A 20561-nucleotide genomic window follows, 5' to 3' on the forward strand; every position below is an offset into this window, starting at 1 on the left:
GTGGGTTACATCACCCGGCCTAACAAGCGGCCTCTTTAGAACCGCTTGAAAAACGAAGCCGAGCGCGGATCAGTTAGCCGTGCTCGGCTTCGGCATTTCTGGCACGGGAATGTTGAATTCGAGCGGCGGCTCTCGCCATGCTTCAACCCGCTTGTCGCGCTCCGTACGTTCTGACTGAACGCGCGCGTCAAGGTCGCGGCGCGCTTGCCGTGACATGTTCACATTGGAACCGGGCGTGGTAATGCCGATCGGCCCACTGGTTGAGTCAGGCATGACCGGATCAGACGAAAGTGCGCGCGGCAACGTCGTGTAGGGATTGCCGGAATAGGCCGGATTGCCCTGCGCCGACGTAGTGCCAGGCAACGCAACTGTCGCCGCCACAAGAAAGATCAGCCGTTGCATCTGCATACCTCCGAATTGCTTAGCAATCCGCAGCGTAGCACGCAGATGCGCCGCAGCTTTTCTGAAATCAAGCACCCGTGTCGTTCGGTCGCATCGGCGCCCGATGCGTCGACGCCCGCCGCACGGGCGCCCCCAATCATTTCCGGACAGGCTTATTGCGCCTCGACCATCAGCGCATCGAGCTTGAACGAGCCGTCTTCCTGCACGTCGAAATACTCGCGGACCTCATCGGGCGAATTGCTCCACAGCGAGCGAATCGCCACCACGCGCGGCTCTGGCGTGCGCATGCGCGCCACCCAGGAGCTGAACTCGATCGCGATACGCCAACGCTCGCGAATCGATGCCTTGAAACCGGCCGCTTCGAAGAACGCGATCCATTCGTCAGCGCGGTAGTCACGGATATGCGAGCCGTCGCGCAACACTTCCACCGCCTGAATATGCGTGTCGAGCAGCGGATGATCGGCGCCGGCGATGTCGATGAACAGCACCTTGCCGCCCGGCTTCAACACGCGCCGCACTTCGGCGAGCGCGAGCGGCACGTCATGCCAGTGATGCGCGCTCATCCGGCTGATGATCCAGTCGAACGAATGATCGTCGAACGGCAGCGTCTCGGCGGCGCCCTGTTGCGTGCGAATGTTGGCGAGGCCGCGATCCTTTGCCGCGCCTTCGACCGTCGCCAGCATCTGCGGCGCGATGTCGTACGCGATCACTTCTTTTGCATGCGGCGCCACCGCGAAACTCGCGTGGCCCGCGCCACAGCCCATGTCGAGCACCGTTGCGTCCGGCGTCGCGGCGATCGATTCGGCCAGCGTCTGCAGATCGGCGCCGGTGGCATGCGTCTGACTCGTCAAATACGCGGCGGCGGTCGAGCCGAAGGCGTCGGCGACCTGATCGTGATGCTTCATGGGAGGCTCCGATTGTCTATGTGGGGTTGGCCCGGGTGGGTCTGGACGGCGCAGCGCCGTTCCAGCCGTTACAATAGAGCCCGCCGTGTACCAGTACAAGTTAAGCAATTATTCTGGTATCGGAAACACCACCCCGACACCACCCCAACACCCTTCCAAGCGCTGCCCGATAAGAATGACCACGCCGTCCTCCGCCGACACCCCGCCGCCGCTCGACGCCACGCCCGCCCGCGCACTTGGCGATTTCATCCGCGCGCACCGCGAACGCCTCTCGCCGCAAGCGCTCGGCCTGCCGCCCGGTCCGCGCCGCCGCACGCCCGGCTTGCGGCGCGAAGAAGTCGCGCAGTTGTGCGGCGTGAGCCCGACCTGGTACACGTGGATCGAACAGGGCCGCCCGGTCTCCGCCTCCGCCGAGGCGCTGGCGCGGATCGCCGTCGCGCTGCAACTGTCGCGCGCCGAGCGGGCCTATCTGTTCGAACTGGCCGCGCAGCGCGACCCGGCCGAGCCCGATCCGGCCGCCGCCGACGCGCCCGCTACCCTGCTCGAAACCGTGCAACTCGTGAACGCACCGGCTTACGTGCTCGACCGGCAGTGGAACGCGCTCGCCTGGAACGAGCGCGCCGCCGACCTGTTCGTCGGCTGGCTGGACGGCGCGCATGACCGCAATCTGCTGCGCTACACCTTCACCGAACCGGCCGCGCGCGAGCTGATCGTCGACTGGGAAACCCGCGCGCGGCGCCTCGCCGCCGAATTCCGCGCCGACTCGATTCGCCATCTGAACGACGCGCCCACCCGCGGGCTGATTGACTCACTCACAGCCGCAAGTGACGAATTTGCACGTTTCTGGGCGTCGCAGGATGTGGGCGGTCGTGAAGGCGGCCGGCGTGAGTTCAACCATCCGCGCGACGGCCGCATCGTCTACGACCAGATCACCTTCAAACCCGCGCATCGCGAGGATCTGAAGCTGGTGGTGCTGGTGCGGGAATAACTACCGCCCCCCGACGCGCCTTGACCGCCGCGCCTGATCGCGGCTTGACCGAACATGCTGGCTCAGGCCGGCAGCGCCCTTTAACCGCGTTTCAGCCTGAACGGCCCAAGTCCTGAAGCGTCGGTAGCATCGTCAGCCAGTGTTAAAATCTCTGTCTTTCGCTCGTTTCGATGGCGCCGGCACCGTCCGCAAACGCCGTCAGCCTCTTCACCGCCCGCTCAACTGCCGCTTAACTGCCCAACACCATGACGTCCCAACTGCACAAAAAAGGCGAAGCCTGGTCGGCTCGCTTCTCGGAGCCGATGTCGGAGCTCGTCAAACGCTACACGTCGTCGGTTTTCTTCGACAAGCGTCTGGCGCTCGTCGATATCGAAGGGTCGCTCGCGCACGCCTCGATGCTGGCCGCGCAGAAGATCATCGCCGCCGACGACCTCGCCGCGATCCAACGCGGCATGGCGCAGATCAAGGGTGAAATCGAGCGAGGCGAGTTCGAGTGGCAACTCGATCTGGAAGACGTCCACCTGAACATCGAGGCGCGCCTGACCGCGCTGATCGGCGACGCCGGCAAGCGCCTGCACACCGGCCGCTCGCGTAACGACCAGGTCGCGACCGACATCCGCCTGTGGCTGCGCGGTGAAATCGACCGCATCGGCGGCCTGCTGACGGAACTGCGCACGGCCTTGCTCGACATGGCGGAGAAGAACGCGTCGACCATCATGCCGGGCTTCACCCACTTGCAAGTGGCGCAGCCGGTCACGTTCGGCCATCACCTGCTTGCCTACGTCGAAATGTTTTCGCGCGACGCCGAACGCATGATCGATTGCCGCAAGCGCGTGAACCGTCTGCCCCTGGGCGCAGCCGCTCTGGCCGGCACCAGCTATCCGATCGACCGTCATGCGGTGGCGAAGACGCTGGGTTTCGACGGCATCTGCGCAAACTCGCTGGACGCGGTGTCCGATCGTGACTTCGCGATCGAGTTCACGGCCGCGTCCGCGCTGATCATGACGCACGTGTCGCGCTTCTCCGAAGAACTCGTACTGTGGATGAGCCCGCGCGTCGGCTTCATCGATCTGGCTGACCGTTTCTGCACGGGCTCGTCGATCATGCCGCAGAAGAAGAACCCGGATGTGCCGGAACTCGCGCGTGGCAAGACGGGGCGTGTGAACGGCCACCTGATTGCGCTGCTCACCTTGATGAAAGGCCAGCCGCTCGCGTACAACAAGGACAATCAGGAAGACAAGGAGCCGCTGTTCGACACCGTCGATACGGTCGCGGACACGCTGCGCATCTTCGCTGAAATGGTCGCCGGCATCTCGGTGAAGCCGCAAGCCATGCGCGACGCCGCGCTGCAAGGCTTCTCCACGGCAACCGATCTCGCCGACTACCTGGTCAAGCGTGGCCTGCCGTTCCGCGACGCGCACGAAGCGGTGGCGCTGGCGGTTCGCGTGTGTGCCGATCGCGGCTGCGACCTGGCCGACCTGACGCTGGAAGAAATGCGTAAGGAACTGCCGAACGTCGCGCATCTGATCGGCGAAGACGTGTTCTCGTATCTGACGCTCGAAGGTTCGGTGGCAAGCCGCAACCATCCGGGCGGCACGGCGCCCGAGCAGGTGCTCGCCGCGGTCAAGGCCGCACGGGAAGCGTTGAAGTAAGGTCGGGCCTGGCGCGCGTTAGCGCGTCCGGCAACGCGTGCGTGACGGCGTGCTTTGCTGCGGGCATCACGGCGGCCACTAAGCGGCGCGCGAAAACAAAGGCGAACTCATCGACGGGTTCGCCTTTTTCGTTTTCGTGGCTGGATTGATTGCGCGAAGCACCGCGCAAAAAAGAAAGCCCGCGCGAAGCGGGCTAAATGAAAGACTTCCACCGATGCCTCTCGAAAGAGGCAATCGAAGTGTAGGCTCGTTTTGGCCGAAGAGAAAACCGGCCATATTTCAGCCTATTACAAAGCCCGCAATGGTTCGGCGCGCAAGCTAAGCCGGCGATGCGCCCCCCGCCGCTAGCGCACCTCCACGGCGCCTCAGGGCGCTGCGGTCTCCGGCAACAGGTCAAGAAAACCCGCATCGCGCAGATACGCGACGTACAGCCGGATCAGCGCGCCGTAGTCGACCGTCAGATCCACGCCGTGCCGCGCCAACTCCGTCAGCGTGCCGATCTGCTCAACCGGTAATGGCGCAGCGGACAGGTCGCCGGTATAAAAGTCGCGAATCAGCGCCAGACCATTCGACGCGTCGAGATACGCCAGCCGCCGTTGCCAGTCGGCCGCCGCCTGCGGCTCAGCACGCAAACCGCAAGCGGCCAGCGCCGCGAACCACTGCCGCTGGTTGAGCGCGAGCGGATTGTTCAGGTTCGCCACCCGTAAGCCGGCACGCGGATGCAGCGTCACCGCCATCACTGCGCCGGCGAGCAGATCGACTGGCATCATCTCGACTTTCTGCCCAATCTCCGGATAGGCGCCCAACTGCAGGCACCCCTTGTTGAACAGCCAGAAATGGTTGTGCGCGAAGTTGCTGAAGCCGGTACGGCTATCGCCGGTGATATTGCCCGGTCGCGCGATCACCGCCGGCAAACCGAAGCGGCGCGCGCACTCCGCGACCCGCTGCTCACCTACCCACTTCGTCAGCAGATAGCCGTTGTCCAGCAGTGGACGGGCGTCATTAACGTGCTCGTCGATGCGCCGTGCACCCGCCAGCATCTCGCCGACCGACAGCGTCGAGACGAAGCAGAACGGCTTTTGCCGCTGCGTCAGCGCGAGCCGCAGCAGGGCCTCGGTACCGCCGACATTCGCAGCCTTCATCGCCTCATAGCTATGCAGGTGATGCACGAACGCGCCGCAATGCAGGATCGCGTCGACCTCCCCGGCGAGTTGCCGCCAGCGCGGCGCGTCGAGTCCAAGCTGCGGCGCGGCAAGATCGGCAGGGATCACGTCGACGCGGCTGAAGTCGATCGCAAGCCCCGCCTCGCGCGCTTTGTCCTGCAACACGACGCGCCCTGCCGCGGCGCTCGAACAGCGTTGCAGGCAGATCACCTTGTCGAGGCGCCCGCATAACGCGTGCAGCAGGTAAATGCCGAGGAAGCCGCTCGCGCCGGTCAGCAGCATCGTGCGAATCGGCGCTCCTTCGGCGGCGTCAGAAAAAGCGGGCGCGGCATGCTCGACGACGAACGGCTGCGACGCGTCGGCGATCGCGCGTTCGATCATGTCCTCGTGACCGCCCTCCGCGAGCGTCGCGATGGTCGGCGAGCGGTAAAACGCAGCCATCGGAAACTCAATGCCGAGCGCCTCGCGCAATTGCGCCTGCATCCGCACCGCCAGAATCGAGTTGCCGCCTAGCCGGAAGAAACTGTCGTCACGGCCGATGCCGGTGACACGCAGCAGCGTCTGCCACATTTCGGCGATGCGTTGCTCGACGCCTTCGCGCGGCGGCGTACCGCTTGCACGTAATGGCGCCGGCAACGCCTTGCGGTCGTGCTTGCCGTTCGGCGATGCCGGCAGCGTGTCCAGCCGGATAAAACAGGCCGGCACCATGTAGTCGGGCAGCGCCTGCGCCACATGACGGCGCAGCGTGTCTTCATCGAGCGCGGCGCCGACTTCGTCCGGTGCGGCCACGTAATACGCGGCCAGATAGCGCGCCTCGCCCTCGCCCCACACCCGGCATGCAGCATGCGCGACGCCCGGCGCGGCCGTTATGCAATTCTCGATCTCGCCGAGTTCGATGCGAAAGCCGCGCAGCTTGATCTGCGCGTCGTTGCGGCCGAAATATTCGATCGTGCCGTCGGCGAGAAAGCGGCCGAGGTCGCCGGTGCGATACATCAGGGCGTATGGCGCATCGCGAAACGGATCGACCACGAAACGCTCCATCGTCATGGCCGACTGATTGATGTAGCCCCGCGCCAGATTCTCGCCGCCGATGTAGATTTCGCCGACCGTCCCCGGCGGCGCCAATTGCCGCTGCGCATTGAGCAGATAGAGCCGGTAGCCCGGCAGCGGCTTGCCGATGATGCGGCTCGGGCCGCCTGGCAGCACTTGCCCGCACGAGGCCATCACCGTGATTTCGGTCGGTCCGTACAGACTGAAGAGCCGCGTGTGTTCGCTCCACCAGGCAGCGCTCGGCTCGTCAAGCGTATCGCCACCGAAGCCGAGCAATTGCAGATCGGGCAGCGGCTCGCGCGGCAAGCTCTGCACCACCACCGGTGCAAGCGATGCATGCGTGACACGTTCCGCCTTCAGCAACGAGTGCAGCAGCAGCGGATCGCGGCGCGCCTCCTCCGGCAGCACGATCAGCGTGCCGCCGTGCAGCAGCGCGAGGAACAGATCAAGCACGCTGGCGTCGAAGTTGGTGGACGCCGCAAGCGTGCTGACGCTGCCCGGCGCATAGCCAAGCGCGCGGCTCGCCCCGGCCACCATTCGGACGACGCTATGGTGTTCGACCAGCACGCCCTTCGGCTTACCAGTCGACCCCGAGGTGTGGATCACATAGGCGAGCGCCTCCGGGCCGATGGCGCGTGGCCGGAGCGGTTGCACCGCCTGCTTCTCCGCGTCCACCTGTGCGTCCGTCTTCGCCTGGACGTCCGCTCCTGCCTGCATGTCCGTTTCCGCTTGCACGTCCGCTCCTGCCTGCGTGTCCCTTTCCGCTTGGACGTCCGCTGCCGCCTGCGCGGCCGTTTCCGCTTGAACGTCCGCTTCCGCCTGCGTATCCGTATCCGTATCCACCCGGGCCAATGCCTTTGGCCACCCCTGCGCCAGTTGCGCCGGGTCGAGCGTGCGCAATTCGCCGAGACCGGCGGCCTCCAGCGCGCGGCGGCTCGGTTCATCGGCGAGCACCGTATCGACCGAGCAGTTCTCGACGAAATAGCGCAGGCGCTCGGCGGGATAAGCGGGATCGAGCGGCACATACGCGCAACCCGCCTTGAGCGTGCCCAGCACGGTCGCCACCATCAAGACGCCCTTCTGCATGCTCAAACCGATGCGCGCGCCGCCCGGCACGCAGGCGCTCAGGCCGTTGGCGATAGCATCGCTAAGCGCGTCGAGTTCGCGGTAGCTGAGCTGCTCTGCGCCGCAGCGCACCGCCACGCGCGAAGCGTTCGCCGCGACTACCTCGGCGAAACGCGCGGGGATCGACTGCGGCGCGTCTGGCAGCGGCTCGCCGCAAGCGAAGCTCAAACACAGCGCATGTTGCCCGTCGCTCAGATAGTTGAGTTCGCCGACCAGCGCGTCCGGCTGGTGAGCGGCGGCGTCGCACAGCGTCATGAACACCTCGGCCATTTGCTCGACCGAGGCCGCATGCAGCACCGAGCTGTCGTATTCGAAGCGTCCGTCCAGGCTGCCGTTGGGCCGCAGATAGAAGATCGCCGACAGATCCGCCTTCGACGTGAGCGAAGGGTATTCCTCTGCGTGATAAGGTGCCTCGCCGATGCGGCCATTCAGTTCGATACCGTTCTGCAAACTGAAAATCGTGTTCAGCGCACCGAGTTGGGCGTGATCGGTGTCGTAAGGTGTGGCGAGCAGATAATCGCGGTCGTCGAGCATCTGGCGCTGCACCGCTCGCGCCAGCTCGCCGAAACCCTGCCGCGGGTCGATGCGCTGCGCCAGCACCGCCATCGAGACGAACATGCCGTAAATCCCCTCGCTGCCGGGCACATCGCGGCCCGCATACGGATAGGCGCAGGCCAGTTGCTGCTGGCCGCTCACGCGCCATAGCCAGACGAGGTACAGCGCGAACAGCACGGGCGGCAAAGTCATGTCGTGCGCCTCGGCAATCTGCTTCAAACGCCGCATCTGGGCGGGCCGCACATGCAGCTTCAGTGCGCGGTTCGCGTTGGGCTCGCGCTGCAGCGCGTCGAACGGCAGCTCGGTGCGCAAGGCGGCGGCGTCGAGCTTGCGCATCCAGTAGTCGCGCGCAACGGCAAAGCGCGGCGATGCCGCAAGTTGCGGCGCCCAATGCCCGTAGTCGAACCACGATAGCGGTTGCCCTGAAACCGGCTTGCCTTCGTAGCGCCACGTCAGTTCATCCAGCAGCAGTTTGAACGACCAGCCGTCGAAAATCGCGTGATGAATGCAGAGCAGCAAGCTGGTGCGGCTTTCGTGCGGGGACATCAGCAGTTGTGCGCGCCACAACGGCGCGCAGTCGAATGATAAGCGCAGCGCGCGCATGGCATCGATACGTGCGTCGATCGCAGCGGCATCGCAGCTTTCCAGCGGAATCAGCGAATTCGGCGAATTCGCCGATACAGCGGCAGTACCCGGCAGCATCAACAATTGTCCGTCGCGCTCGGCGAAGCTCGCGTTGAAGATCGGGTTGTGCGCGAGCACGGCGACGAGCGCCTGGTGCAACCGCAGCGGATTCGCTGCGCCGCCGAAGTCCACCCGCATCACGATGTTGTACGCGTTATCGTCTGGCTTGCTGAGCGTGCGGGTGTGCATCATCCGCACGAGTCGGCTTGTCACAGGCGCGGACATGGGTTCGCCGGGCTGCGCGACGAGCGGCGCAAGCATGGCGCCTTGTTCGACACCTTGCCGCGCCCACGCGCAGAACGCATCGAACTGGGGATGCTCGAACAGCGTCTTCAGTTTGACCGGCGCGTTCAAGCTCACGCTGACGCGATTGCAGACGAGAGTCGCGAGTAACGAGTGGCCACCCAGCTGGAAGAAATGGCTGTGCTCGCCAACACTCTCGAGCGGCACGCCCAGCACCTCCGACCAGATCGCTTGCACCGCCTGTTCGAAGGCGTCGGAAGCGCGGCTCGCAGGGTCGGCCGGACCGGCTTGCGGCGCCGGCAACCTGGCGCGGTCGATCTTGCCGTTCAGCGTCAGGGGCAGCGCCTCGATCTGCAGCAGGAACGCCGGCACCATGTAATGCGCGAGACGTTGCGCAAGACGATGCCGCAGCACTGCCGGCTCCAGCGACGCACCGACATACCAGGCCACCAGCGCCGTGCCGCCCTGCCGCGCGCACGTGCTGACATAGGCGCTGCGCACCTCCGGCTGCTCGACGATGCTGGCCTCGATCTCGCCGAGCTCGATCCGGTAGCCGCGAATTTTCACCTGAAAATCGCTGCGGCCGAGAAACTCGATCGCGCCGTCCGGCTGGAAGCGGCCGAGATCACCGGAGCGGTAGAGACGGCCCGGGCCGAATGGATTGCTCCGGAACTTCTGTCCGGTCAACTCGGGCCGCAGCAGATAGCCGCGCGAGACAGCCGCGCCGCCGATGCAGATCTCGCCGATACCGCCGAGCGGCACCGCTTCGCCTTCCTCATCGAGCAAGTGGATCTGGTAGCCGGGGAGCGGATGACCCAGTTGATTGGCCGGCTTGTCGTCCTCGAAGGTGTTCTCGGTCGCCATCACGGTGGCCTCCGTCGGCCCGTAGATGTTCGACAGACGCAGCACGCCGGACCAGAAGCGGATCGTCTCGTCGTCGCTCGCTTCGCCGCCGCACAAGATCGTGTCCAGGTTCGGCAGCGCGCGCCGCGGCAGCAGCTTGAGAATCGCCGGCGGCAGGAATGCATGCGTGATGCGTTCGGTGTCGAGGAAGCCGGACAGCGCTTCGGCGTCGGTGCGAACCGCTTCGGGCGCGACAATGAGATGGCCGCCATGCGTCAGCGGATTGAAGATCTCCAGTACGCTTGCATCGAAATTCACGGACGCGAACTGAAGCCAGCGCGTGCTTTCATCACGCCGGTAGCGGTCCGTCAGCGACGCGATGAAATGCGCCAGCATGCCGCGCTCGATGACGACCCCCTTGGGTTTGCCCGTCGTTCCCGAGGTGTAGATCACGTAGGCCGTGCAGCGCGGATCGGTCTGCGTCAATCCTGAAGCGGCCGCCCCGGGAGCCGGGGCTTTCAATAGATCGTCGATCCGATACAGCGCGCAATCGGCCAGCGCACTCAAACGCTCGTGCGTCGCCGCATCGACAATCACCGCTCGCAGTTGCGCATCCTTGACGATGTAGCGCAGCCGCTCGTCGGGCATCTGCGGATCGAGCGGTAGATAGCCCGCGCCGCTGGCGAGCACGCCGAGCATTGCTGGAACGATGCGCGCGCCGCGCGAGACGCAAATGCCGATCAACGCGTCCCGCCGGTCCGGTGCGGCTGGGCCGAGCGCAGCGAGTGTGCCGAGCGCTGCGCCCACGCGCTGAGCGGCGAGGGCCAGTTGCGCGTAAGTGAAAACGGCGTCCGGACCACTGAGCGCCGGACGCCCGGCGTGTTCGAGCGCCGCCTGCGCGAACAAATCGAGCACGTCGCGCGCGGGCGCCGCGAGCGGGCCGCCATCGGACCATGCGGCGCAACGCTGCCGCAACGTCGGCGTATAGAGATCGATCGCACCGAGCTTCTGCTCGAGGCTCTCACCGACGCGCCCGAGTAGCGCCGTCAAATGCTCAAACGCGAGACGCAAGCCGTCAAGTTCCTGGGGACGGCGGCTATGCACGTGCAACGCGATCTCCTCGCGCACATCGAGATAGACGCCCACGTCCTCGTGCGAGAAACGGCGCGAGTATGGCGCCAGCAACGTCGCAGGCAGCGTGTCGAGCGTGAGCGCGTCATAGGGCAGGCTGTCGGTCTCGCACACCACGTTGGTCGCGCGCAGGAAACCCGGCTCGCGCCGCTCGATATCGTGCAGCACTTCGAAGGCCGGCAGCTCGGCGTGAAAATCGGCCATCTCGGCGCGCGCCGCCGCGTGCCGTAGAAACTGCCGCAGCGTCATCGTGTCGTCGAAGTCGGTTTTCAGGAAGCGCCGCCGTTCGTCGAAGCCGATCGTCTCGTCGCGATGGCCGCGGCCGCGCTGATGATGCGCGGTGAGCACCCCGCGGCTGCCGGTCATGCGGCGCAGCAGCACGTGTACACACAGTTTGATCAGCAGATCGGGCGCGACGCTGAGCGCTTTTGCCTCATTGCGCAATGCAGCGCCTGTTTGCGCGTCGAGACGTACCGTAAAGCTGCTGTCGGCGAGTGCGTTCTGCCGGCGCGGGGCATGCCATTCGAACGAGGCGTCGCCGACCTGGCCGATCCAGAAATCGAGGTCGGTCTGCAAACGGTCGCTCGCGAGCAGTTCGCGCTCGGCGTCGAGCAGGCCTTGCTGATCGATGCCGAGCGGCGCGCCGGGAGCCTCGTCGCCATAGAACCGCGACAGCGCGTTGAACAACGGCGTCAGCGAAAATCGGTCGAGCAAGGCGGGATGGCAGGCGAACACGAGATAACTGTGGGCGCCGGCGCGTAGCAGCGTGAACGCCCACGGCAGTCCGGCGTCCGTGCGGAAGGCACGCGCGCAAAGGCCGTCGATCAACGACAGCACGGCGGCTTCCTCGCGCGCGTCACGCCTGTCGAGATCGATGACGTTCAGTTCCGCGCGTACATCACGGCGGATGACCCAGCGCAGGCCCTGGTCGGCTTCGACGAGCCGGTAGGCAAGCGGCCGGCAATGCGCCACCAGTTGTGCCACGGCGGAGGATAGACGCTCGACGTCTGGAGCGCCGTCGATCCGGTAGACGGCGCAGAGATTGGGACCAGCGGCGGCGTGCGCCAACGTGCGGGATTGCGTGCGCGTCAACGCAAAGGAAGTGTGTTCCAAACGATACCTCGTTGTCGGGATGGACAGGACCGATCGGCTTGCGTAGCGCCGGCCGCACGCGACTCATGACCGCACTGCGGCGCCTCGCCTGATGGGCCGGCCCACGCTATCGACGTGAGGCTCTTGTCACCATAGGAAAACTCTTAGAACTCCTGTTGTGTGCGGATCGGCGTGACGACCTTTGTCTAAACGTCGCTTATGTCAGGCGAACCGCGTCAGACTGAATGCGCTCATGCATGCAGCAGAAAGGCAATGGAAAGACCTCTTGGCCTGGCGCGCAAGCCAGCCGAATCACATGACTTGGGACCGGCATACAGGGCGAACGACAATTGCATATTGGCGCTTTTTGACTACCATCAAGTTAGACCTGTCTCAGCACTTTCTACGACGATGCTTACCCGCACGCGTCACCTTCGCCGCTTGACCGGACGCTTCGCTTCACGCGTGAGCGTGTCTCTATCGCATGCGCATAATGCGGCGGCGCCGTTGACGTCGGCGTTGACGGCGGTTTCGGTTTTGATGCTCGCGGCCATAGCAGGCTGCACCATCACGCCGCCGGACCGCCCGCTTGTCATCACGCCAGCGGCCGCCGTCAACAGTGCGACGCTCGACCAGTACCGCAGTGCGGTCGCCCAACGCATCATCGAACGCAGCCCTTCCTACGTGTTGCACGGCACGCCGCAAGCGATGCTGCGCTCGCTGGTGGTGGTGTCGTTCACGGTGGATCGCGATGGCCGGGTGGTGCAGTCGTCGGTGTATCGCACCAATGGCGACGACGAAGCCGAAAGCACCGCGCTCGCCACTTTGCGACGCGCCTCGCCGCTGCCGCAACCGCCTGGCAAATTGCTGAACGGCCGTGGCCAGCTCGAACTGTTCGAAGACTGGCTTTTCAACGACGACGGCAAATTCCAGTTGCGCGAGTTAGCCTCGCCGCAAGCGCAGGCCATCAACTGAACGCGGCGCCGACACCGCGCCCGATAGGCAAGACGCGAGGCAAGTCTTGCCCCGCCTTGCTGCGCCAACGCCGCGCTCGTTATAATTTTCCGATTCCCTAAGCCGGGGCCTTCCGGCATGGCCCACGCCGCCCGCTCACCCGCTGGCGCGGCGCGAGTCCAATTGCAGCGCCGCCGCGCCACCCGCGCAGCCCGCCTGCCTGATACTCGACACACGACGCACGCGACGACCGACGTCTGATCGTCAGCACCTCGCGCTGAACCGGCCGCCCTGCTGTCCGGCCGTCCGCACGCGCCACGCAGCCCACCGGGTTATTCCCCTGGCAAGGCTGCTTTCGCACGCGAGCGCTGACGACTACCCGCTGCCGTTGTAAGCTGTCGCATCGTCGCCCGCGCCGAGCATGGCTTCAACCGCCAGCGAGACGCGCCGAAGCGCACGAACTTAAACAAAGATGCCGCCTGACCACGCGCCGCTCGCACGTAAAAGTGCGGTGCCCAACGGCATCACGACACACGGAGACCCTGCATGTCCACTTCGCCGATTTCCGCGGCCCAGCCCAATGCTTCCGGGCAGAACAGCAGCGCGCGGATCATCTTCGCGAGCTTCATCGGCACCGCGATCGAGTTCTACGATTTCTACGTCTATGCGACCGCCGCGGCGCTCGTCATCGGACCGGTGTTTTTCCCGCACGGCTCGGCGACCGCCCAGGCCTTGTCGGCTTTCGTCACGTTCGGCATCGCGTTCGTCGCGCGCCCGATCGGCTCGTTTATCTTTGGTCACTTCGGCGACCGGATCGGCCGTAAGTCGACACTGGTGGCTTCACTACTGGTGATGGGCGTGTCGACCACGCTGATCGGTTTCGTGCCCGGCTACGACTCGATCGGCAGCCTCGCGCCGATCCTGCTGTGCATCTTGCGCTTCGGCCAGGGTATCGGCCTTGGCGGCGAATGGGGCGGCGCGGCGCTGCTCGCCACCGAGAATGCACCGGCCGGCAAACGCGGCTGGTTCGGGATGTTCCCGCAGCTGGGACCGTCGATCGGTTTCCTGGCGTCCAACGGTCTGTTCTTCGCTTTGGCGTTGTCTTTGAGCGACGAGCAATTCCGCAGCTGGGGCTGGCGCGTGCCGTTTATCGTCAGCGCGGTGCTGGTGGCGCTCGGCTTGTATGTGCGATTGAAGATCGCCGAGACGCCGGCTTTCCAGGCGGCCATCGAACGCAAGGAACGCGTGAAGGTGCCGATCGCCACGCTGCTGTCGCAGCACTGGCTGCCGACCCTGCTCGGCGCGCTGGCCATGGTGGTCTGCTACACGCTGTTCTACAACGCCACGACGTTTTCGCTGTCGTACGGCGTGTCAGTGCTGCATATTCCCCGGCCGACCTTCCTCGGCATGCTGTGCATCGCGGTCGTGTTCATGGCGCTCGCCACGCCGCTGTCGGCCTGGGCGAGCGACCGTTATGGCCGTAAGCCGGTGCTGATCGTCGGCATCATCGCGGCGATCCTGTCGGGCTTCACAATGGCGCCGTTGCTGGGCAGCGGACAGATGCCATTGGTGCTGCTGTTCCTCGTGATCGAACTGTTCCTGATGGGCGTGACCTTCGCGCCGATGGGCGCGCTGCTGCCGGAACTGTTTCCGACCAACGTGCGCTATACCGGTGCAGGCGTGTCGTACAACCTCGGCGGGATTCTCGGCGCGTCAGTCGCGCCGTATATCGCGCAGGTGCTGGCCGCGCACGGCGGGCTGACGTGGGTGGGCGCTTATGTGTCGATTGCGGCTGCCGTCAGCATGATCGGCGTGCTGTGCATGCGCGAGACGCGCGATGCACGCTTGATGTAAAGAGACCGAAGACGCGCTGAGTAAATCCCCTGCCTTGCGCGTCTTTTTGACTTGCCTATACTCGAATCCAATAACCCTAAGGCAAGCAGGGAGGCTCTGATGAATATCCATCTTCACAATGCGGACATCGTGATGATCATCGCGCTGGCGTTGCTGTGTTCGCTGCTGCTGGCTTTGCGCTTTCGTCCTGCGACGTGGAAAGGCATCGTCGTGGAAGCGCTGGCCGCGAACGCGGCTGCGATCACCGCGGTGATCGCTTTTGAAATGCTGCTCGCCTGAGTGGGCGAACGCTGCGACGCCGGTCAGGCGCGGCAGCGTTCGCCCACTCGTATCCAAACAAGCGATTGACGGCTGCCCGTGCCTATGCAGGCAAGCGGCAGCCGTCAGGATTTGGCGCTGCGTCTAGCCGAACGCGCGCCACAAGCCGTTACCGTTAGTAGTAGCCACCGTGATGGTAGTAACCGCCGCCGTAGTAATAGCCAGGCGCCGGTGCAACGATGCAGCCTCCGAGCGCCGTTGCGAGCAGCGTGCCTGCGATCAGGGTCAGGATCAAGCGTTTCATATTGTTCTCCTTCCAGTCAGATTCATTCGAGCCGAAACCCCGAATGACTCGATTGAACACGACCCTGCCTCGCGCGAACGTTGCCATTTGTAAGGGAAGATCACTGGGGTGTTACATGTTTGAACCCCGAAACCAGTCGCGCCGAAGCGTGGCAACGACAGGTTCACATCAGACGAAAACACCACCTATACTGCTTCGAACACGCGCGTTTTCGTGCAAACCGTGCCCATGGCGGGTGTGTGGATCGAGGCGCTGACGATGGGTGTTGGATACGCGCTTCTATGCGCGATGGTTGAGCCGACGGTCTCGCGTTGGAACACACGTGTAGCCAATTAGGCACTCAACGAAAAGCGACAGATTTAACAAGTGTGTAATGCGTGACGCTTATCCGAACGCAGAGAACGGTCATGAGCGGCAGGCTGCGGGGCGCCGGTGAACGGCATACGAATCTTGCCGGCACGCGCACGGCATGTGTCGATGAATGCACATTGAACTCGACCGCCGGCCGGCGGTCTCTTTAGAACTGAGTCGATCATTGTGGCCGCTCAGTGCGTGACTGGCGAATGACTCCGTGAATGAGTCGGCGAATGACCCAGTTTGTTCATTGCAGCGATTCCTCTCCGCCCGTAGTTCCCCGACGCGGGCGTTTTTCGAGGCGTTCCGTGGCAGCGCTCGTTTGATTGGGCGACTGTACGTCGCGCCTCTTTTCTTTTAGCCAAACGATTGCGCGAAAGCGCGGCCAAGGCGCTGCGCTTAGGCGGCAGCCGATCCGTGCCGCATGACGACGACGCCCGGCTCGCTATGCACGTAATCGATCGCCTCCAGCGCCTCAGCAATCGACGGCACTGAATGGCCGTCACCGATCGAAATCGAGCGGAACGGCGCTTCGATGCCGCAATGCGACGGCGAGGTCGCCACAAAAATCATGACCGTGCGCTTCTGCAATGCATGCGCCAGATGAACGAAACCGGTATCGGTGCCGACCACCAGCGCGCACGCGTCGATCATCTGCGCGATTTCGGTCACGCTCAGCTTCGGCAGGACGGCCGAGCCCGGCAACTGTGACGCGATTTGCTCCGCCTCGGCTCGCTCGCCTTCCGAGCCCCACGGCAATACCACACGAAAACCGCGCTGCGCCAACTCGCGACCGACCGCAACCCAATGGGGCAGCGGCCACTTCTTGTCGTCTTTGGAAGTGGCGTGAAATAGCGCCGCGACCGGCGCGCTGTTAGCCTCGAACGGTGCGGCGGCCGGGTCGGGCAGGCGCAGGTTGTAGACGGCCGGCCCTTCGACCTCATAGCCCAGCGCCTCACCCGCGCTGATGCGCATGCCATGCCATGCATTGCACTGCGGACGTGGGCCGAAACGCCCGGTGTAGGCAAATGCGGCGCCCCGCTCGCCCAGATCCTGGGACTGATAGCCAATACGTTTCGACGAACGCGCCAGGAACGCGATGATCGCGCTCTTGTACACACCGTGAATGTCGATAATGAAGTCGTAGCGGTAGGCGCGCAATTCGGCGATCGACGCCGCGATCGCCTTGAAATCGCCCCAGCGGCGCGCCTTCTTGAAGCGGCGCAGCGGTGCGCACAGCACGCGGTCCACGCTCTCGCTCCAATGCACCACTTCGGCGAAGGCTTCGTCGGCCGCCCAGTCCACTTCAACGCCGGGAAACGCGCGTTTGACGTCGGCGACGACTGGCAACGCCTGCACGATATCGCCGAGTGAAGTGACCTTGACGATAAGGACTCGCTTCATTGAGGACCTATTAGTTGTTCGAACGTCAAACCATTTTAGCCGACGATTGGAATAATCTTTGCTGAACACGGCCGAGCGCCATCCAGCCATTAATACGGCGCGTTACATTGCACGCCTTACAAATAAGCCTTTTACTATATTTCTAAATACTTTCATACCGTTTTATCGATGCGGCACGTTTTATAATTCACCCTTTGCGCCAGCACATCCCTCATGTCCCGGGCATTCCTTCCGCTCTCTTCCAGCATCGTGCGTCGCGCCAGACGCCTGTGGCGGCAATATGGCGTCTTCTGGCTCGGCGCGATCGCGGTCGGCCTGGTGGCGGTGCTGTATGCACGGCTGATCGACTGGGGCTACGGCGAATTCCGCACGATGCAGCAACACCACGTGTGGGCGCCGTTGATCGTCACGCCCGCTGTCGCGGCGCTCGCTGTCTGGCTCACGCGCAAGTTCTTCCGCGGCGCCGAAGGCAGCGGCATTCCGCAAGTCATCGCCACCCTGCATTCCAGGCCCGGTGAATACGGCGCACGGTTGCTGTCGTTCAGGATTCTGTTCGGCAAGATCGCGGTGTCGTTTCTGGCGATTCTCGGCGGCTTCACGATCGGCCGCGAAGGACCGACCGTGCAGGTCGGCGCGGCACTGATGTTCAATCTGCGGCGGCTGTATCCGCGCTCGAACGCGCAAATCGAACGGCAGCTGGTGCTCGCGGGCGCGGCAGCGGGCTTATCCGCGGCATTCAATACGCCGCTGGCAGGGATCGTGTTCGCGATCGAGGAGCTCACGCGCAGCTTCGAGGCCCGCGCGAGCGGCGTGCTGATTACGGCGATCATCATCGCCGGTGTAATCGCGCTCGGGCTGAACGGCAACTACACCTATTTCGGCACCATCCAGATCGGCGCGCATTTCCCCGATCTGCTGGCGGTGGCCGTCGTGCTCACGGCAGTCGTCACCGGTATTGCAGGCGGCGTGTTCGGCTGGCTGCTGCTGAACACCGCGCGCTGGATTCCAGCGCCGCTGCGTCAGTTGCACGGCGAGCGGCCGGTCGTGTTCGCCGCGCTGTGCGGTTTCGTGATCGCGGTGGTCGGCCTCATCTCCGGTGGCACGACCTTCGGCAGCGGCTATGCGGAAGCGCGCGGACTGCTCGACGGACACGAGCACCTGTCCGTGTTCTATCCGTTTCTGAAGATGATCTCGATGGTCGGCTCGTATCTGCCGGGTATTCCGGGCGGCATCTTCGCGCCGTCGCTGTCGATCGGTGCGGGCTTCGGCAATCTGCTGCACATGGTGTTCGGCTCGATGCAATTGCCGATGCTGATCGCCCTCGCCATGGTGGGCTATCTGGCGGCCGTCACGCAGTCGCCGATTACGTCGTTCGTGATCGTGATGGAGATGATCGACGGTCATGCACTGGTGATTTCGCTGATGGCCACCGCGTTGATTGCGAGCCGCGTGGCGCGTTTCTTCGCGCCGCCGTTGTATGAGTCGCTGGCAGAGCGCTATATGGCGCCGCTGCCGCAGCCGGCACCCGCTCCGGTGCCGGAAGTCCCCGAAGTCGAAGCGCCCGAAGCAACGGTCATCGATGAAATCAACGGCGACGCCCGCGCTGAAGACAGCGCCCCGCGTCAGTAAACGACGACTGCCGGCACGCGCATCACCAACGGCCGCGCCGGCACCACCACGCAGCCGGCCAGCATGACCGCCAGTACGGCGATCAGAAGCAGATTCTTTTTCATCATGTATTCCTCTGAAACACAGGGGAGCACTACGCCGAGCGCGTGCGCGGCTTCTGTGTCGTCAAACTGAAGGGAGTGGCACGAGCGGGATCAACCACGCCGTGCCGCACACCGCTGGAGCCCGCGGACTTACGCCCAGTGGCCTTCGACCCAGCGATAGTTCGGGCCGTGTTCGACCCAGTGGCCCGGCACCCAGTGGTAGCCGACACGCTCGGCCTGCCAATGACCCGTGACCCACACATAGCGGCCGTGGTCCCAACGCCAATGACCGTGATCCCACACGTAGCCGACGCGCGGCGCCGGCACGGCTTCGTAACGCACGGCCGGCGGTGCGGACGGCGCGATCAAGACGACTTCCTCGGCGGAAGCGGATGCCACAGCGGATGCACCGGCAGCGATCAGAACAGCGTTGGCGATCAGCAAGCGAAAGGTCTTGTTCATGTTTTCCCTCTGTAGTTGGACACCGAATACGGCGTTATCCGTTTAATGCGCGAGGGGACCAAAGCGCTGACTGCGCGCGTGTAACGGCACACGCTGAAGTGCAACGGATTATTTCGCTGCGCGGCGTAGCAACGTGCGGACATGCGTGGCCGTACACGGCGAAGCGGCGCGTTTTAGCAGAAAAGGAGAGAACGAGGGGACAGACAGCGCGTAGAACCCGCATCCGCGCGTCAAATTGAACAGCAGAAAGAACAGCGAGAGGACAGCGCCCACGCGCTCCACCTCGTCACGTCACATCGACGAAACGAAGCAGAACGCGCAGCACGTTATGCGGAACCGGCCTGCGGTATTTCGATCTTGACCTCGAGCACTTCGAGGTCGTCCTGGCGCTCGAGGCTCACGCGAATATCGTCGTTGGAGATTTTCACGTACTTTGAAATCACGGCCACCAGTTCGCGTTGCAACGCAGGCAGGTAATCGGCGGGCGCATGGCCGCCGGCGCGCTCGTGCGCGATGATCAACTGCAAGCGTTCCTTCGCTACCGACGCGGACTTCTTCTTCTCGCCCAGCAAAAACGAAAGAATCGACATTACGCGCTCCCTTTACTTGGTGCCGAAGAGGCGCTGCAGCAGCCCTGGCTTCTGGTAATCGGTAAAGCGAAGCGACTTCTGCTCGCCGAGGAAACGCGACACGACATCTTTATAGGCTTCTGCGACATCGGTACCGTCGAGGTGCACGGCCGGCAGGCCCTGGTTCGACGCATGCAGCACCGCTTCCGATTCCGGGATCACGCCGATCAGATCGATGCGCAGGATTTCCTGGATGTCGGTGAGCGACAGCATTTCGCCTTCGCTCACGCGCTTCGGGTTGTAGCGGGTGATCAGCAGGTGTTCCTTGATCGGTTCCTTGCTTTCGATCGCGCGCTTGGTCTTCGACGACAGAATGCCAAGGATACGGTCCGAGTCGCGTACCGAGGAGACTTCCGGATTGGTCACGATCAGCGCTTCGTCGGCGAAGTGCATGGCCAGCAGTGCGCCCGATTCGATACCCGCCGGCGAATCGCAAACGATGAATTCGAAGTCCATCGCGATCAGGTCGTTGATGACCTTCTCGACGCCTTCCATGGTCAACGCGTCTTTGTCACGTGTTTGCGAGGCCGGCAGGATGAACAGGTTCTCGCACTTCTTGTCCTTGATCAGCGCCTGGTTGAGGTTGGCTTCGCCCTGGATCACGTTGATCAGGTCGTACACCACACGGCGCTCACAGCCCATGATGAGGTCGAGGTTACGCAGGCCGACGTCGAAGTCGATCACGGCGGTTTTGCTGCCACGCAATGCGAGGGCCGATGCAAAACTCGCGCTCGTGGTCGTCTTGCCCACGCCACCCTTGCCCGAAGTCACCACAATGATTTTTGCCATTACCCTTA

14 protein-coding genes are annotated in these 20561 nt (G+C 64.0%); 6 read left to right on the forward strand and 8 right to left on the reverse strand.

Translation table 11 applies throughout. The features are described 5' to 3' along the window. Positions 1-69: 69 nt before the first annotated feature. Positions 70-402 (reverse strand): hypothetical protein, encoded by a 333-nt coding sequence (locus HHL24_RS25425; RefSeq protein ID WP_169488112.1) that lies wholly within the window; start codon positions 400-402, stop codon positions 70-72. Positions 403-554: 152 nt separating this feature from the next. After that, positions 555-1307 (reverse strand): class I SAM-dependent methyltransferase, encoded by a 753-nt coding sequence (locus HHL24_RS25430; RefSeq protein WP_169488113.1) that lies wholly within the window; start codon positions 1305-1307, stop codon positions 555-557. Positions 1308-1482: 175 nt separating this feature from the next. Here HHL24_RS25430 and HHL24_RS25435 point away from each other — a divergent pair, with 175 nt between their 5' ends. Beyond that, entirely contained in the window at positions 1483-2295 is an 813-nt protein-coding gene (locus HHL24_RS25435) for a helix-turn-helix transcriptional regulator (RefSeq protein WP_169488114.1), read from the forward strand. 245 nt (positions 2296-2540) lie between these two features. Beyond that, on the forward strand, positions 2541-3947 hold the full coding sequence (gene argH / locus HHL24_RS25440) for an argininosuccinate lyase (RefSeq protein ID WP_169488115.1): 1407 nt from the start codon (positions 2541-2543) through the stop codon (positions 3945-3947). Between the two features lie 365 nt (positions 3948-4312). Here argH and HHL24_RS25445 read toward each other — a convergent pair whose 3' ends face one another. Next, on the reverse strand, positions 4313-11854 hold the full coding sequence (locus tag HHL24_RS25445; RefSeq protein WP_169488116.1) for a non-ribosomal peptide synthetase: 7542 nt from the start codon (positions 11852-11854) through the stop codon (positions 4313-4315). Positions 11855-12373: 519 nt separating this feature from the next. On the opposite strand from HHL24_RS25445, the gene HHL24_RS25450 reads away from it, so the two are divergent. From HHL24_RS25450 to HHL24_RS25460, 3 genes are all read left to right on the forward strand, one after another. Beyond that, positions 12374-12808 carry an energy transducer TonB family protein gene (locus tag HHL24_RS25450; protein WP_230417565.1) on the forward strand — a complete coding sequence of 145 codons (435 nt, stop codon included), beginning with the start codon at positions 12374-12376 and terminating at the stop codon, positions 12806-12808. A 525-nt stretch (positions 12809-13333) separates the two neighbouring features. Then, positions 13334-14641, forward strand: a complete 1308-nt coding sequence (locus HHL24_RS25455) for an MFS transporter (RefSeq protein WP_169488118.1) — start codon at positions 13334-13336, stop codon at positions 14639-14641. A gap of 99 nt (positions 14642-14740) precedes the next feature. Continuing rightward, positions 14741-14920 carry a hypothetical protein gene (locus HHL24_RS25460; RefSeq protein WP_028196775.1) on the forward strand — a complete coding sequence of 60 codons (180 nt, stop codon included), beginning with the start codon at positions 14741-14743 and terminating at the stop codon, positions 14918-14920. A 154-nt stretch (positions 14921-15074) separates the two neighbouring features. Here HHL24_RS25460 and HHL24_RS44620 read toward each other — a convergent pair whose 3' ends face one another. Then, a complete protein-coding gene (locus HHL24_RS44620) occupies positions 15075-15203 on the reverse strand; it encodes a hypothetical protein (protein ID WP_268966734.1) in 129 nt (42 codons plus the stop codon). A gap of 753 nt (positions 15204-15956) precedes the next feature. Continuing rightward, the gene (gene waaC / locus HHL24_RS25465; RefSeq protein ID WP_169488119.1) at positions 15957-16961 is read right to left on the reverse strand and encodes a lipopolysaccharide heptosyltransferase I; all 1005 of its coding nucleotides are present in this window, start codon (positions 16959-16961) and stop codon (positions 15957-15959) included. Positions 16962-17174: 213 nt separating this feature from the next. On the opposite strand from waaC, the gene HHL24_RS25470 reads away from it, so the two are divergent. After that, positions 17175-18590 carry a chloride channel protein gene (locus HHL24_RS25470; protein ID WP_169488120.1) on the forward strand — a complete coding sequence of 472 codons (1416 nt, stop codon included), beginning with the start codon at positions 17175-17177 and terminating at the stop codon, positions 18588-18590. A 233-nt stretch (positions 18591-18823) separates the two neighbouring features. Here the strand turns inward: HHL24_RS25470 and HHL24_RS25475 are convergent, their stop codons facing one another. The 3 genes from HHL24_RS25475 to minD all read right to left on the reverse strand — a co-directional run bounded on the left by HHL24_RS25475 (position 18824) and on the right by minD (position 20553). Beyond that, positions 18824-19135 carry a YXWGXW repeat-containing protein gene (locus HHL24_RS25475; RefSeq protein WP_169488121.1) on the reverse strand — a complete coding sequence of 104 codons (312 nt, stop codon included), beginning with the start codon at positions 19133-19135 and terminating at the stop codon, positions 18824-18826. Between the two features lie 326 nt (positions 19136-19461). Continuing rightward, on the reverse strand, positions 19462-19725 hold the full coding sequence (gene minE / locus HHL24_RS25480; protein ID WP_028196771.1) for a cell division topological specificity factor MinE: 264 nt from the start codon (positions 19723-19725) through the stop codon (positions 19462-19464). A gap of 12 nt (positions 19726-19737) precedes the next feature. Beyond that, positions 19738-20553, reverse strand: coding sequence for a septum site-determining protein MinD (gene minD, locus HHL24_RS25485; protein ID WP_063495093.1), 816 nt, complete (start codon positions 20551-20553; stop codon positions 19738-19740). Positions 20554-20561 lie beyond the last annotated feature (8 nt).

The sequence above is a fragment of the Paraburkholderia polaris genome (assembly GCF_012927345.1).
Lineage (GTDB): Bacteria > Pseudomonadota > Gammaproteobacteria > Burkholderiales > Burkholderiaceae > Paraburkholderia > Paraburkholderia polaris.